Source organism: Micromonospora sp. NPDC048898, from assembly GCF_043198035.1.
Taxonomy (GTDB): Bacteria; Actinomycetota; Actinomycetes; order Mycobacteriales; family Micromonosporaceae; genus Micromonospora.
Genome location: NZ_JBICUF010000001.1, coordinates 192,635 through 207,598 on the forward strand (window position 1 = coordinate 192,635; position 14,964 = coordinate 207,598).

The window sequence follows — 14,964 nt, forward strand, 5'->3', positions numbered from 1 at the left end:
AACCCCGTCGGATCAGGCGGCCTCGCGCAGGTCGGCCAGGCTCAACGGGGTACGCCGCCGCAGCAGTTCCTCCAGCTCGGGCACCGAACCGACCTCGCCGAGCACGTTCCGGCCGCCGCCGAACCGCTGCGGGTAACGGCGGGTCAGCCGGTAGCGGTAGCGGCCCCGGATCAGCTCGACGCTGACCCGCCACCTCCCGCAACAGTCACACACCCACTCGGACACCTCGCGAAAGTAGCTCTGAGCTGCGGTTATCCGATTCGCCCGAGCGGGACGAGCGGCGCGCGGACGGACACACTCCCCGGCGCCCACGGTGATCTGCCTCACGGCTGTCGGTGCCGTCTGATTGACTGGTCGCCGTGGACCTGCCGATCAATCCTCCGGTCGAGCCGATGCTGGCCAAGAGTGTCGCCAAGCTGCCCACCGCGTCCGGCCTGACCTACGAGCCCAAGTGGGACGGGTTCCGGTGCATCGTGTTCCGCGACGGTGCCGAGGTCGAGCTGGCCAGCCGGGGCGGCAAGTCGATGACCCGCTATTTCCCCGAGGTGGTCGACCAGGCCCGCCGGCAGTTGCCCGAGCGGTGCGCGGTCGACGGTGAGCTGATCGTCATCCGGCGCGACGGGCCCGGCGGCCAGCCCCGGTTGGATTTCGAGTTGCTGGCCCAGCGCATCCACCCGGCCGCGTCCCGGGTGAAGCTGCTGGCCGAGACCACACCTGCCGATTTCGTCGCGTTCGACCTGCTGGCCATCGATGACGAGGCGCTGCTCGACCAGCCCTACCCGCTCCGCCGGGAGCGGCTGGTCGAGGCGCTGGCCGGAGTGCGCCCGCCGGTGCACGTCACCCAGGTCACCACCGATCCCGACACCGCCCGCCGGTGGTTCGACGTCTTCGAGGGCGCCGGGCTGGACGGGTTGATCGTCAAGCCGGCCGACCTGCCGTACGAGCCGGGCAAGCGGCTGATGTCCAAGGTCAAGCACACCCGCACCGCGGACGCGGTGGTGGCCGGCTTCCGCTGGCACAAGTCCGGCCCGGTGGTGGGCTCGCTGCTGCTCGGGCTCTACGACGACGCCGGGGTCCTGCACCACGTGGGGGTGAGCGCGTCGTTCACCATGGCCCGCCGCGCCGAGCTGCTGGACGAGTTGGCCCCCTACCGGGACACCGGCGGCGAGCACCCGTGGGTGCACGGCGACCACGAGCGCGGCCAACGCATCCCGGGTGGGGTGAGCCGGTGGACCGGCACGAAGAACCTGGAGTGGGAGCCGGTCCGCCCGGAGTTGGTGGTCGAGGTGGGCTACGACGCGATGGAGGGCGAACGGTTCCGGCACACGGCCCGCTTCGTCCGCTGGCGCCCGGACCGCGATCCGCGCTCCTGCCGCTACGACCAGCTCGACCGGCCGGTCCGCTTCGATGTGGACCAGGTGCTGCGCGGCGACCCGGCAGCCACCGTGGACCGGGCCGCCAACGGCTCGGCGTAGCCTGGCCGTCGACTCGACCCCGGAGGAGCACGTGATCCGCACCGCCCGTCAGCCCCGGATGGCGACCCGTCACCGGGTCCGTCGCACGCTGGCCACCTTCACCGCGGCGGTGCTGCTCACCGCCGGTTGCACGCTGCCGGCGTTCGCGCCACGCACGGAGGTGGCGGCCGAGGGCACGGCCGCGCCGACCGGCAGCGCGCCCACCTGGCGGCCCTGCCCGGAGGTGCCCGAAGATCTGGTCGGGCGCACCGCACCGGGCATGCGCTACGAGTGTGCCCGGATCGCGGTGCCCCGCGACTGGGGCACCGGCGGCGGGGCGAGCGCCGGCCCGGGCGCCGGTCAGACCTTCGAGATCGCCCTGCTGCGGGCCCGCTCCACGAAGCAACGCGACCGGATCGGCTCCCTTGTCGTCAATCCGGGCGGCCCCGGCGGGTCCGGCGTCGACACCGCCGTCTACCTCTCCTTCGGCGCCCAGTTCGGCGGGCTTCCCACCTCGATCACCGAGCGCTTCGACATCGTCGGTTTCGACCCGCGCGGGGTCTCCCGGTCCAGCCCGGTGAAGTGCATCTCCGACGCCGACCTGGACGCCAGCTTCGGCTTCGACCCCGACCCGGCGAGCCAGTCGGAGTTCGACGGTTTCGCCGGCCTGAGCCAGCGGATCGGGCGCGGCTGCGGCGACCGCTACGGCGACCAGTTGCCGCTGTTCGGCACCGAGCAGGCCGCCCGCGACATGGACGCGGTGCGCGCCGCCGTGGGCGACGACAAACTGACCTACCTGGGCTACTCCTACGGCACCCTGCTCGGCGCCACGTACGCCCAGCTCTACCCGCAGCGGGTGCGGGCGCTGGTGCTCGACGGCGCCGTGGACCCGCAGCAGCGGCTGGTGGAGGGTTCGGAGAGCCAGGCCCGCGGCTTCGAGCGGGCCTTCACCAACTTCACCCGCTGGTGCGCGGCGAACGCCGACCGTTGCCCGATCGCCCCGGACGCGCGGGCCGCGGTCACCTCGGCCATCGACAAGGCCAAAGCCTCTCCGGTACGCGGCGCCGGCGGGCGGGAGGCCACCGCCGGCTGGGTGTTCTACGCGGTCATCTCGTCGCTCTACACCGAATCCGGCTGGCAGGAGTTGGCCAAGGCGATCGACCGGCTGGCCGAGGGTGACCCGAAGGACGTGTTCCGGCTTGCCGACGCGTACGCCGGCCGGGGCGACGACGGGCGTTACTCGAACCTGTTCGACGCCAACCTGGCCATCAACTGCGCCGACGAGACGGAGAAGCCGAGCCGGGAGCAGATCCGGCAGTTGCAGTCCGAGTGGCGGGGGAAATATCCGCTGTTCGGGCCGGCGCTGGCGGTCGGCATGCTGAGCTGCGTCGAGTGGCCGGGTGGGCGTGACCCGTACCCGACCGGGAAGGCCGACGGCGCGCCGCCGATCGTGGTGGTCGGCACCACCGGCGACCCGGCGACGCCCTACGAGCAGACGCCGCGCCTCGCGTCGATGCTGGGTGTCGGCCGGGTGCTCACCTGGGAGGGCGAGGGGCACACCGCGTACCCGCAGACGTCCTGCATCACCAACGCGGTCGACGCGTACCTGCTCGACCTGACCGTGCCGCCGGAGGGGAAGCGCTGCCCGGCCCGCTGACCGGCTGGGTCGGGGGCAGCGGGGGCAGATCGATCCCCTGCCGGGTGGCCAACTCCTCCAACAGCGCCCGCATGCGGCGCACGTCGGCCTTGAGTTGCTCCTGCTCCTCGTGCTCGAAGGCGTTGTCGTCGACGATGAGCCGGCTCGCGAAGTGCGCGGTGATCAGCGGGATGACCAGCAGCACCATTGTCGAGATGAGCAGCGCGGCCAGCGTACGGCCCGCCCAGGTCGTCGGCGAGATGTCGCCGTACCCGACGGTGGAGGCGGTCACCACCGCCCACCAGACCGCGTCGGCCGGGCTGCGCTCCTCGACCTCCCCGTAGATGACTCCGGCCACCACGATCATCAACAGGTACGAGGTGATCAGCGTGCGGGGCGAGTTCGCGAACCACACCAACGCCCGGTATGTCCAGCGGAACGGCAGCAGCAATAGCTCCATGCCGCCCCATGCTGCCCGTTGCCCGCAACCGGCACAGACACATTCGCCGGTTTCGCTGTGCCAGGATCACCGGCATGAGCGACGTGACCTACCGGGAGGCGGTCCGGGCCGACCTGCCCGCCGTCATCGCCCTGCTCGCCGACGACGTCCTCGGTAAGGCCCGCGACTTCACCGAGGTCGACGAGGCCTACGAGAGGGCGTTCGCAGCCATCGACGCGGACCCGCGCAACCAGCTGATCGTGGCCGAACAGGCCGGCGACCTGGTCGGCTGCCTGCAGATCACCTACATCCCGGGCCTGGGTCGGCACGGCGCGGAGCGATCGCTGATCGAGTCGGTCCGGGTCCGCTCCGACCGACGCGGCCAAGGGCTGGGGCAGCAGTTGATGACCTGGGCCGTCGACCAGGCCCGGCAGCGTGGCTGCGCGCTGGTGCAGCTCACCACCGACAGGACCCGCGTGGACGCGCACCGCTTCTACCTGGGCCTCGGCTTCGTGGCCAGCCACGAGGGCATGAAGCTCGCGCTCTGACCCGCCTCCCGCCCGCCTGGCGGGGGCAGCGGGCGTCACCCCGACCGGGTTACGTTCGCTGCCGTGAGCAGACCGACGAAGCCCGCCGCCGCACCGTCGCGCCCGCCTTGGCGACGGACTGGCGCAGCGCTCCTGGCGGTCGGCGTCCTGCTGGTCGTCGTCGCGTTCTGGCTGCCCGCCTGGCGAAGCGTGTACCCCGGCTCGACGGATGTCACCCCGGGCAGGCGGGTGATCGGCTTGGCGCTGCCGTTCGCGGTGATCGCCGCCGTGTTCGCGGTGCTGTCGCTCGCCAACGCCGGGCCGTCCCGCTGGGTGTGGCGGCAGGCCAGTCTGGGGATGCTCGTCTCCAACGTGCTGGCCTGCGGCAGCCTCACCGGCGTGTTCTGGTACCTCGAGGCCAATGACCCCTACGCCGAGGAGGAACTACTCGTCACCGGGCCGGGCGTCGGGACCCTGCTGGCCCTGCTGGGCTGCCTGCTGATCCCGCTCGCCGGCGCCCTACCCGACGGCCGCAAGGGCGCCGACCGAGCCGACCAGGCGACGTAGCGAATCTCCACCAGCGGTCAGCCGTCGACCAGGCGACCGTCGCGCAGGACGAGCACCCGGTCGGCGAGGTCGATCAGGGCCGGGTCGTGCGTGGCCACCAGCGCGGTCATGCCGCGCGCGTGCACCACCGCGCGCAGCAGGTCCATGATGGACCGACCGGTCTCCGAGTCGAGCTGACCGGTGGGCTCGTCGGCGATGAGCAGGTCCGGCTCGTTGGCCAGGGCTCGGGCCACCGCGACCCGCTGCTGCTGCCCACCGGAGAGTTCGTAGGGACGCTGCGCCGCGTGGCCGCCCAGGCCGACCATTTCCAGCAGCACGGCGACCCGCTGCTCCCGCTCGGCGGCCGGCACCTGCGCCAGCCGCAACGGCACACCCACGTTCTCGGCGGCGGAGAGGATCGGCACCAGCCCGAAGGTCTGGAACACGAACCCGACGGTGCCCCGGCGCAGTTGGAGCAGTTCCGCCTCGCCGGCCGCGGTCACCTCGTGCCCGGCTACCACCACCTGGCCGCTGTCCGGGCGGTCGAGACCGCCGATCAGGTTCAACAGGGTGGTCTTGCCGGCCCCGGACCGACCACGGATGGCGACCAACTCGCCCTTGTTGGCGCTGAACGAGACGTCCCGCACCGCGTGCACGGCGTGCTCGCCCCGGCCGAAGGTGCGACTCACACCGCTGACCCGGACCACCTCGACTGGTTGCGCAGCGGTTCCGCCGTCGAACCCGGCCCCACCGTCGAACCCGGCCGCACCGGTCACCACCATGTCCCGACCACTCATGCCCGTGCCCCCCGCTCGTCCGTGGCCCGGTCACCGGGCCGTACCTGCACGTGATCCGGCTCCAGATCGAGCCGGACCCGCTCCTTCAGCGCGAGCGCGTCGACGAACGCGGCCGGCAGCTGCATCCGGCCGTTGCGGTCCAGCACCGCGTACTCCTCGCTGACCAACTCGGTGTTGCCGTCCGCGTCGGTCCGGGCGGTTCGGCGTACCTCGGAGGCGGTCCGGCCGTCGCGGATCGCGACGGTCCGGCGGACCTGCGTGGCCACGGCGTGGTCGTGGGTCACCACCACGATGGTCACGCCCAGCTCGGCGTTGATGGTGCGCAGTGCCGCGAAGACCTCGGCGCCGGTCGCCTCGTCGAGTTCACCGGTCGGCTCGTCGGCGAAGAGCACCTCCGGATCGTTGGCCACCGCCACCGCCACCGCGCACCGCTGCTGCTCACCGCCGCTGAGCTGCCCCGGTCGGCGGTCCGCGCAGTAACCCACGCCGACCATGTCGAGCAGCTCCCGGGCTCGTTCCCGGCGGGCCCTGCCGCCGCGCTTGCCGGCCAGCTGCATCGGCAGCTCGACGTTCTCCAGCGCGGTGAGGTACGGCAGCAGGTTGCGCCCGGTCTGCTGCCAGACGAAACCGACAAGCTCCCGCCGGTAGCTCAGCCGCCGCTTGGCGGACAGCGAGAGCAGGTCGTAGTCGGCCACCCGGGCGATGCCGGCGGTGGGCGTGTCCAGGCCGGAGAGGATGTTGAGCAGGGTCGACTTGCCCGAGCCGGACGCGCCGACGATCGCCAGCAGCTCTCCCCGGTCGATGACCAGGTCGAGCCCCTGCAGGGCGACGACCTCGACGCCCTCGGTCTTGAAGATGCGCACCAGGCCGTCGCAGACGATGTGCCCGCGCAGTCGGTCCTGCCCGCCGGCCCGCTCGGCGGCACGTTGCGCTGCCCGCTGCTGCAGGGAGGCCAGGTCGGGCACCAGTGAAGTCTGGGCGGTAGCGGTCATCTCAGCTCTCCTCTCCGAGCCGAAGCACCTCTCCGAGGCGCAACCGGCGGTTGTTCAGGGCCTCGACGGCGACCGCGAAGCCGAGGGCGACCACCCCGAGCGCGAGCACCGCCGCCACCAGGCCGGGCTCGAACGCCACCCGGACCGGCATGCCACTGGTGAACGCGGACAGGCCGAGCACCGGGTTGAGCAGCAGGGGCAGCACCGCACCGACGAGCGCACCGGTCAGCACCGACACCCCGACCAGCGGGGCCAACTCGACAAGCAGCAGCCCGCGCCACTGCCGGCGGGACAGCCCGAGGGTACGCAGCCGGGACAGCACCTGGCCGCGGGCGCGCGCACCGGCCAGCACGGTGAACGCGATGGCCAGCAGCCCGAGCACGGAGCCACCGACGGCACCGGCGACGAACCCGAAGGCCAGTACGCCGTTCGCGCCGCCCGCGCCGAGATCCCGGCGGACGTCGGCCCGGGTGTCGACGACGACCCCGAGCGGGCGTTGCCCCCCGGTGACGGCCCCCTGCTGCTGGTACCGCAACTGTCCCTGGTCACCGGCGCGGCGCAGCGCCTCCGCGTCCAGCCGATCGCCGGCGACCAGCAGGCTGGTCGCCACCGGTGTGGTGGTGCGCGCCGGCAACGCCTGCCAGGGCAGGATGACGAACCGGTCGGTGTCCCCCGACAGCAGGGGGAAGCTCTCCTCGCTGCCGGCCACCCGGAACTCGTACCGCTGGCCCTGCACCGAGATGAAGGCGGAGCGGTCGAGTCCGGCCTTGGCGAGTTCGGCGGCGACCTCCGGCGAGACGATCGCCGGCACCGGCCCCGGTTCGGGCCGGGCGGTGCGCAACCCGGCCGGAAGCGGCAGATCCACCTCGGACTCCCGGGCCACCGCGTCCAACCCGGGCCCGTCGACAAGCATCACGGCTGTCGAATCGAGCCGCGGGTCGGTGCCGAGTTCGTCGACCGCCAGCCGCTCCTCGGACGAGTACAGCACCCGCGTCGCCGCCCGGATCCCCGGCAGGCGGCCCAGCTCGTCGATCGTGTCGGGGGCGAAGCGCTCGCCGCGGATCACCGCGTCGGCGGGCACGATCCGTTCGGCGGCCCGGTCCCGGCTCGCGTCGACGCCGGCGGCGACGACCGCGCAGAACGCCGCGGTGCCGATCGCGAGCACCACGACGACAAGCGGGGCGGCGACCGCCGACCGGCCGGCGCGCGCCGTGCCGAGGAAGGCGACGCTGCCCCTCCTCCGCGCGGCCAGCCGGCTGACCAGCAACAACGGCCAGGGGTACGCCCGCAGCGCGAGCACCGCCGCGGCGATCGCGAGCAGCACCGGCACCGACACCAGCAGCGGGTCCACCTCACCGAGAGTGAGACCGCGCCGACGCAGCAACACCGCGGCGAGCACGGCGAGCAGCAGCACGGACACCTCGACGGTGAGCCGGCGGGTCGACGGGCGCATCCGGACCAGGTCGCGGCGGGACGCCCCGCCGGTCGGCACGGCCAGCGTGGCCAACGGCAGCGCCAGGGTGACCAGGACAGTCGCGGCGATCACGTACGGCGTGCTCGGATCGGGGGCGCCCGGGACCAGGGTGCCCAGCCACCAGCCGAGCGCGGCGGCGACCGGCACCACCAGCAGCGACTCGGCGAGGCTTCGGCGGGCGCCGGCCGTGGTCCCGCCGCCACGGGCCCGGATCAGCACGAACTCCGCCCGGCGGCGGCGGGTGGCGAGGATGGCGGCGAGCACGATCAGCCCGGCCAGCGTGGCCAGTACGCCGGCTGCGATCACCGCCAGCAGGGTCCGGGCGGCGTTGACCTGGGCGGCGAACGCGCGCAAGGGGATGTCGATGCCCTGAGCCAGCGAGAGCTCGGCCGGCCTGTGCCGCTGCGTTTCCTGGAGACCGTCGATCAGCTGGTCCAGCTGCCGCGCATCGATTTTGCCGGCACCCAGCCGGTACCGCCAGTTCGACCGGATCGGCCAACCCGCCGCGGCCCGCTTGTCGAGGGCCGACTGGGCGACGACACCGGAGGCGATGAACGGCTCACCCTCCCCCTCCGGTGGGATGATCTGCAGCAGCGATGGCAGCCCGTCCCAGATGCCGCCCGTACGGTCGACGGGGCGGAACAGCCCGACCACGGTCAGCGGGGCGGCGTCGGAGAACCTTTCCTGGTCGTCGACCCTGCCGATGCGCAGTTGGCTGCCGGTACGCAGGTTGAGTTTGGCGGCCACGTCGACGTCGAGCGCCACCTCGATCGGCCGATCGGGAAGGTACGTCTCACTCGGCCACGTCCCCTCGACGAGGTTGCTGGCGCCCTGGATGTCGGGCATGCCCCGCAGACCCAGGTCGACGAGCAGGTTGCGGGCCGCGAGGTCCGGCCCGAGCACGCGGGCCGGTTGCGCGTCCACGTTGTACCACCGCTCGCTCACCGCCGACCGCACCTGTGGCGGCAGGTCCGCGGCCAGGGCCTCGAACCGCTCACGGGCGCCGCCCATGGCCGTTTTCAGAGCGGGGGCGGTCACCACGCCGGTGGTGTACGAGAGGTCCCGGCGGGCCGGCAGCTCATTGTTCAGCTGCGCCCGAAGCCCCTGCTCGGCGAGCCGGTTGACCAGCCGGGGCACGCCGCTGATCAGCAGTGTGACCACCAGGGTCAGCACCGCCAGCAGCAGAAACTGCCCACCGTACGCCCGGACCCGCCGGACCGCCGCGCCGACGCTCATCGTTCTCCCCCGATTCGCAGCTGCACCGCCGCCACCCGCTGACGGATGCCGGCGGCGATGAACGCGCTGAAGGCGAGCGCCGCCAGCAGCAGACCGACGGCGGTCAGACCGATCGGCACCCAGGGCAGCGCGAACGTCGCCGGGGGGATCGGCCGACCAGCGGCCGGGGTGAGGATGACCAGCGGGGCCATGGTGGCTCCGACCGCGGCGCCGAGCAGCAGACCGACCCCGACGCCGAGGCCGGCGAGGAAGGTCTGTTCGGCCAGCAGCGCCCGGGCCAGCAGCCGAGGCGTGGCACCGAGGGTGTGCAGCACCGCGAACTCACTGAGCCGCCGTCGGGCGGTGGCCCACACGTCCACCATCAGGCCGACGAGGGCGAGCAGCACCGCGCCGAGCGCGGCGGCGAGCATGCCGGTCCGCGACCCCTGCCAGTACGGGTCGTCCGCCGCGGCGGTGATCACCGCTTGCCGGTTGAGGACTGTCACTCCGGGCAGCTCGGCGGCAGCGCCGGCGGCAGCCGTCGCGTCGGTGGCTCCGATCCACCACTCCGGTATCGGGCGGATCGCCCCGCCGCCACCGATCATCGCGTCGACCGCGGCCGGCAGGTCGAGCAGTACGCCCTCGCCGGTGGTGGTCGGCACGGATTCCAGTTCACCGACCAGGTGGACCCGCAGCGTCACCCCGGAGAGCGCCAGCTCGACGGTGTCGCCGAGGCGCAGGCTCAGCGCCTCGCGTACCCGGGGGGTCATCAGCACCGGCACGGCGGCGACGTTTGCGCCCGCCACTCCCGGTACGACGACGAACCGGCTCGCCGGCCGATCCATCCGGCTCCCCTCGGAGATCATCTGGACGGGGCGGTCGGCGACGAGCCCGGCGCCGCTCGACTTCACCAGCGTGCGCGGCCCGCCAGGCCACGTCGCCGTCCAGTCACCGGGCAGCTCGGCCGGCCGGGCCGTGCCGCCGGCATCGACAAGCGCCAGCTCTTGCGCCGCGAACCCGTACGAGGTGCCCGCGAACCCGGTGTCGGCTTCGAAGCCGGCCAGCCGCAGCCGCGCTCCGCCCACGTCCGGCAGCTTGACCGTGAACCGGCTGGCCTGCCCGGTGCTCGGCGCGTCGACCGCGGGCAGCCGGAAGGCGAGCCCGTCGGGTGTGGTGAACAGCAACGAGACCGCGACCCGGTGCGGCTCGGCGGGTTGCTCGACCGGCGTGCGGACGGTGCCGGTGACCGCCCGGGTGCCCTCCGGCAGCTCGACTCCCCCGCTGGCACCGCGCGCCTGGATCATGCGCTGGTACTGCTGGGACACCGGATCGTCGCTGAGCCGGTCGGCGAGTCGGACGACACCGGGGGCGCTGGCCGGGTCGATGCCGATCACGGTCACCGGCAGGTCCTCCCGGCCGACCCGGATGTCGTCCCGCCATGCCGGCAGCACCCGGTTCACGCTCGGCAGCGCGGCGAGTTCACCGGCCCGGGTGAGCGGGGCGGCCCCGGCTCGTTCGGTGACCCGCAGGTCGGCGCCGACGGTGTGGCCGGCCTGCTCGACCTGGGACCGTTCCCCCGTGCTGATCAGGGACCAGGCCAGGGTGCTGCCACCGACGGCGAGGGCGAGCAGCAGCACCGGGCCGGCGTGCGGACGCCGACCGGCCTGCCACATGCCGAACATGGTGGCCGTCCAGGGCCGCCGGTCGACGAACCGTTCGGCGAACCGGGTGACCGGTGGCAGCACCCGCAGCGCCAGCACGGCACCCGCCAGCACTCCGAGTGTCGGGGCGGCGATCAGCAGCGGGTCGAGCCCGAGCCGGCCGCCCGAGCCGGCCAGCGGCGAGGCGTACCGGCGCAGTTGCACCCAGGCGAGCACGGCGAGCGCCACGAGCACCAGGTCCACGCTGGCCCGCTGGACGCTCGCCGCCCGGTTCGGGCGGGAGCGGGCGGCCATGTCGGCCACGTACGTGCCGGCGCCGCGCAGTGTCGGGGCAACCATGGCCACCAGGCAGCCGGCCGCCGTGGCCGCGGCGGCCGCCCAGACCAGAGTGGTGTTGCCGCCGGCGGCGGACAACTGCTCGGCACCGCCGGGTCGGACGAATCGCAGCGCCACGGTGGCGATCACCGGCGCGAGCAGGACGGCGGGGGCGACCACCAGGGTCGCCTCGCGGGCGGCCAGGCCGGCCAACTGTCGGCGGGCGGCACCGCGGGCACGCAGCAACGCGGTCTGCGCGCGACGGTCCTCGTGCAGCAGAGCGGCGACCAGCACCAGCGCGTACCCGCCGAGCACCAGGATGAGCAGCAGCGGGGTGGCCAACGCGGAACGGCCGACCAGGTCGGCGCGGGCGATCCGATCCAGCAGCTGCGGCATCTTGGTCACCGTCTGCCCGGAGGTGCCCAGTTGGGCGGCTTCGGGCGCGGCCGAGGACGCCACGGTGAGGGCTTTGCGCACGGCGGGCAGATCGGCCACGTCGACGCCACCGAGATCCGGTTCGACGAGCCAGGATGCCGACACCGAGCCGGGGAAGACCGCCGCGAAGTCAGCCGGGTCGAGTGCGAACGGCCCGTACGAGGTGCCGGACCCGGCACTGCCCGTACCGACCCCGGGGGCCAGCAGCCAGTACGCGTCCGTCGGGTCGCGGGGCCGCCAGGTGCCGGCGAGCACCAGTTCGCTGCGCCGTTCGGTGGCCCGGTCGCGTACCGGGATGCGTTGCCCGACGCTGAGGCCCAGCGCACCCGCGGCACGCTCCGGGAGACTCACCTGGATCGGGTTCCCACCCGGGCGGGGCCACGCCCCGCTGGTCAGCTCCGCGTGCACGGCGAGGTCGTCGAGGGTGGCCAGGTTGGCGAAGACGGGCTCGTCACCGGTACGGGGCACGGATCCGAGCGAGCCGGTCAGCTCCCGGCCGGTGCCGTACCGGGCGACCGAGACGCTGACCGGAACGCCGGCCAGCCCGTCGGTGAACTCGGCGCGGACCGCCCCGTCGCGGGTGGCGAACTCGGCCGCGTCGCGTCCACCCGACCCACTGACCAGGAGGCCACGTTCCTCGGCCGGCGAGGCGGCCACCAGCGCCCGCTGCCCGGCGTCCACCGCCCGACGGTTGTAGTCGGACAACCCGGTGACCAACGCGACGGCGACCAGGGCCGCGATCACCGCGGCGACCAGCAACCCGCGCGCCTCCCGGGCCCGCCTCCACACCAGCTTCATCCGACGCCTCCCCTGGCCCTGACGGGCCGATGACCATCAAGACAGGCGACCTACCGGGAAAGGTTCGCGCCCGTTACATGATCGTTACTAGGAGAGGGATCGGCGTACGCCCCGACCGGTTGGCTAGCTGCCGCCGCTCGGCTAGCTGCCGCCGCTCAGCTAGCTGCCGCCGCTCGACTAGCTGCCGCCGCGGAGGTTGCGGATGCCGAACGCCGCCGCGCCGATCACCAGCACGACGCCCAGGAGTTGGAGACCGGGCGAGTCGTCGGCCTCCCCGTGCGCGATGCCGGCGATGCCGAGGGCGGCCACGAGAATGACGCCGACGGTCAGGACGTACCTCATGGGGTTTCCTCCTCGACCCATTCGAGCAGGTCGCCGGGTTGGCAGCCGAGCACCCGGCACATCGCCTCCAGCGTGCTGAAGCGGACGGCCTTGGCGCGGCCGTTCTTGAGCACCGCCACGTTGGCGGGCGTGAGCCCGACACGCTCGGCGAACTCTCCGACGCTCATCTTGCGTTTGGCCAACTCCACGTCGATGCGCACGACGATGGGCATCAGATCACCGCCTCCATGTCGGTCCGCAGCGTGGTTGCCTGCCGCAGCAGCGCACGCATCACCACCATGAGGAGCCCGAGCACCGTGACGCCCATCGTCAGCAGGAACAGCAGGATCGGAGCACCCGGGTCGTCGGCGTTGAAGCCGACGTAGAGGAAGACACCCACGAGCACCACCCACGCGGCGCCGACGGCCCACACGATCAGATCGACCCACTTCAGGGACACCTCGGTGAAGATGCGGTCGTTCTTGACCAGGCTGAGCAGCTTCCAGGTCGAGACGATGACCACCTGGACGCACAGCACCCAGAACACCGTGATGGCGGTCAACGGCCACCGGAGGTAGGCATCCTCCGGGGACTCCTGAGCCATGTGCGCGAACTGTCCGGGCAGCGAGAACGTCTGGAACCCGATCAGGACCACGAACAGCACCCCGAGAAAAACTCTGAGAGCGGCTACCGCTCGATGCTCTGTAACCATACATCGAGTTTCGCTCGTTACCTATCGAAAGTCAATCGCTCTCTGGGGAGTCGCCTCCCGCGCGGCCCGGCGTCGGCCCGGACACCGGCCTCGCCTTCTGCGGGTGGATCGTCTCGTGCCGGGCCAGCATGGCGACGAACTCGACGATCTTCCGCTCGCGGGTCTGCGCCCTCTTGACGCCGTTGACACGGTGGGCGAGAGCGAACCGGTTGGTCCTGGTGAGCACGTCGAACATGGCCTGCGCGGCGGGGTCCGCCGCGATGGCGGCCAGGAGGTCGGCCGGCACCTCGACTTCCGACGACGGGGCGTAGGCGGCAGCCCACCGCCCGTCCGCCTTCGCGGCTTCGACAGCGGCGCGCCCCGCGGGTTGCATGCGCCCCTGCTCCTCCAGCCGGGCCACGTGGGCGACGTTGCGTTGCGACCAGGAGCTGCGGGACCGGCGCGGGGTGAACCGGATCCAGGACGTCTCCGCATCCCGTTTCCGGGCCTGCCCGTCGATCCAGCCGAAACACAGGGCCTCGTCGACCGCCTGCTGCCAGGTCAGCGTCGTGACGGTGCCGCCCTTCTTGGTCAGGGCCACCCAGACACCGGGGGACGTGGCGTGGTTGGCCGACAACCACACGCGCAGGGCGTCGGCGTCCGCGACGATCAACTCATCCAGCTCTGGGCTCGCCATGACGGCAGGCTAACCGCCACGACCGACGCTGCCGCCACGCCGACTCGATGGCCCCCGCCGCCCCCGCCCCCGCCACGGCCGCAGCCGCCGGTCGGCCGGCCGGGCCCTATCATCGTCGCCATGGCGACGCGGCTCGTGCAGATCAACATGAAGGCTCGCAACGACTCCGCCCTCGGCGGTTTCTGGGCGGAGGCACTCGGCTGGGGAGTCTCCAGCGAGGGACCCGGTGTGACAAACCTCGAACCCGAGGGCTTCGTCTATCCCGACCCCGTCGCCGTCTGCATCGACCTCGTCGTCTCCCCGGAACCCAAGACGGTGAAGAACCGCGTGCACGTCGACCTCGCCACCACCTCGGCGGCCCAGCAGGAGCAACTGGTCACGCGCCTGCTGGATCTGGGTGCGACACCCGCCGACATCGGCCAGGGTGACGTGCCGTGGACGGTCCTCGCCGACCCGGAGGGCAACGAGTTCTGCGTGCTGGACCCCCGACCGCGCTACCGGGACACCGGCCCGATCGCCGCCGTGGTGGTCGACTGCGCGGACCCGCGAGCCATGGCCAGTTTCTGGAACAAGGCCATGGACTGGACCCTGCACGAGGTGACCGACGACAGCGCGGTGCTGCGCTCCGCCCAGGGCGTCGGCCCCTATCTGGAGTTCATCCGTACGCCCGACGTGAAGACCGGCTGGAATCGCGTCCATCTCGACGTTCGCCCCTATCCGGGTGACGACCTGGCGGTCGAGGCGGCCAGACTGCGGACCCTCGGCGCCACCACCGTCGACCTGGGCCCGAACGAGGTCCCGTGGACGGTCCTCGCTGACCCCGAAGGCAACGAGTTCTGCGTCCTCACCCCAGGCTGACCCGAACCCGCTTCATCCGCGCGGCGGCGACCCCGATCATCCGCGCGGGCGCGACCGCCGGCCCGCCCGAACGCTGCGACGCGCCCGGGGCGGCGGAACACCGCGAGC

The 14,964-nt window shown here is 72.8% G+C and carries 15 protein-coding genes; 5 read left to right on the forward strand and 10 right to left on the reverse strand.

From position 1 onward, the window contains the following. Nucleotides 1-12: 12 nt before the first annotated feature. Nucleotides 13-225, reverse strand: coding sequence for a hypothetical protein (locus ACGFIQ_RS00990; protein WP_110563419.1), 213 nt, complete (start codon nt 223-225; stop codon nt 13-15). Between the two features lie 134 nt (nt 226-359). Between ACGFIQ_RS00990 and ACGFIQ_RS00995 the strand changes: the two genes are divergently transcribed. Both ACGFIQ_RS00995 and ACGFIQ_RS01000 read left to right on the forward strand, forming a co-directional pair. After that, a complete protein-coding gene (locus ACGFIQ_RS00995; protein WP_393237384.1) occupies nt 360-1,475 on the forward strand; it encodes an ATP-dependent DNA ligase in 1,116 nt (371 codons plus the stop codon). 58 nt (nt 1,476-1,533) lie between these two features. Beyond that, complete coding sequence (locus ACGFIQ_RS01000) at nt 1,534-3,111, forward strand: alpha/beta hydrolase (RefSeq protein WP_393240234.1); 1,578 nt, start codon at nt 1,534-1,536, stop codon at nt 3,109-3,111. On the opposite strand, the gene ACGFIQ_RS01005 is transcribed toward ACGFIQ_RS01000, so the two are convergent. Continuing rightward, nucleotides 3,038-3,550 carry an ion channel gene (locus tag ACGFIQ_RS01005; RefSeq protein WP_393237387.1) on the reverse strand — a complete coding sequence of 171 codons (513 nt, stop codon included), beginning with the start codon at nt 3,548-3,550 and terminating at the stop codon, nt 3,038-3,040. The genes ACGFIQ_RS01000 and ACGFIQ_RS01005 overlap by 74 nt on opposite strands. A gap of 74 nt (nt 3,551-3,624) precedes the next feature. On the opposite strand from ACGFIQ_RS01005, the gene ACGFIQ_RS01010 reads away from it, so the two are divergent. Then, nucleotides 3,625-4,077 (forward strand): GNAT family N-acetyltransferase, encoded by a 453-nt coding sequence (locus ACGFIQ_RS01010; RefSeq protein ID WP_393237390.1) that lies wholly within the window; start codon nt 3,625-3,627, stop codon nt 4,075-4,077. Between the two features lie 63 nt (nt 4,078-4,140). Next, on the forward strand, nt 4,141-4,623 hold the full coding sequence (locus tag ACGFIQ_RS01015) for a hypothetical protein (protein WP_393237393.1): 483 nt from the start codon (nt 4,141-4,143) through the stop codon (nt 4,621-4,623). A gap of 17 nt (nt 4,624-4,640) precedes the next feature. Here ACGFIQ_RS01015 and ACGFIQ_RS01020 read toward each other — a convergent pair whose 3' ends face one another. From ACGFIQ_RS01020 to ACGFIQ_RS01055, 8 genes are all read right to left on the reverse strand, one after another. Continuing rightward, nucleotides 4,641-5,399, reverse strand: a complete 759-nt coding sequence (locus ACGFIQ_RS01020) for an ABC transporter ATP-binding protein (protein WP_393237396.1) — start codon at nt 5,397-5,399, stop codon at nt 4,641-4,643. After that, nucleotides 5,396-6,391 (reverse strand): ABC transporter ATP-binding protein, encoded by a 996-nt coding sequence (locus ACGFIQ_RS01025; protein WP_393237399.1) that lies wholly within the window; start codon nt 6,389-6,391, stop codon nt 5,396-5,398. Before ACGFIQ_RS01025 ends, ACGFIQ_RS01020 begins: the two co-directional genes overlap by 4 nt. A gap of 1 nt (nt 6,392) precedes the next feature. After that, nucleotides 6,393-9,101, reverse strand: coding sequence for an ABC transporter permease (locus ACGFIQ_RS01030; protein WP_393237402.1), 2,709 nt, complete (start codon nt 9,099-9,101; stop codon nt 6,393-6,395). Further along, nucleotides 9,098-12,289, reverse strand: a complete 3,192-nt coding sequence (locus tag ACGFIQ_RS01035) for an FtsX-like permease family protein (protein WP_393237405.1) — start codon at nt 12,287-12,289, stop codon at nt 9,098-9,100. Before ACGFIQ_RS01035 ends, ACGFIQ_RS01030 begins: the two co-directional genes overlap by 4 nt. Nucleotides 12,290-12,466: 177 nt before the next feature. Then, nucleotides 12,467-12,631, reverse strand: a complete 165-nt coding sequence (locus tag ACGFIQ_RS01040; RefSeq protein ID WP_393237408.1) for a hypothetical protein — start codon at nt 12,629-12,631, stop codon at nt 12,467-12,469. Further along, nucleotides 12,628-12,843, reverse strand: coding sequence for a helix-turn-helix transcriptional regulator (locus tag ACGFIQ_RS01045; RefSeq protein ID WP_278138146.1), 216 nt, complete (start codon nt 12,841-12,843; stop codon nt 12,628-12,630). The genes ACGFIQ_RS01040 and ACGFIQ_RS01045 overlap by 4 nt, the downstream gene beginning before the upstream one ends. Then, nucleotides 12,843-13,322 carry a DUF2975 domain-containing protein gene (locus ACGFIQ_RS01050; RefSeq protein ID WP_393237410.1) on the reverse strand — a complete coding sequence of 160 codons (480 nt, stop codon included), beginning with the start codon at nt 13,320-13,322 and terminating at the stop codon, nt 12,843-12,845. Before ACGFIQ_RS01050 ends, ACGFIQ_RS01045 begins: the two co-directional genes overlap by 1 nt. 31 nt (nt 13,323-13,353) lie before the next feature. Continuing rightward, nucleotides 13,354-13,998 (reverse strand): YdeI family protein, encoded by a 645-nt coding sequence (locus tag ACGFIQ_RS01055; RefSeq protein ID WP_393237413.1) that lies wholly within the window; start codon nt 13,996-13,998, stop codon nt 13,354-13,356. Between the two features lie 120 nt (nt 13,999-14,118). Between ACGFIQ_RS01055 and ACGFIQ_RS01060 the strand changes: the two genes are divergently transcribed. Beyond that, complete coding sequence (locus ACGFIQ_RS01060; protein WP_393237416.1) at nt 14,119-14,856, forward strand: VOC family protein; 738 nt, start codon at nt 14,119-14,121, stop codon at nt 14,854-14,856. The last annotated feature ends 108 nt before the right edge of the window (nt 14,857-14,964 follow it).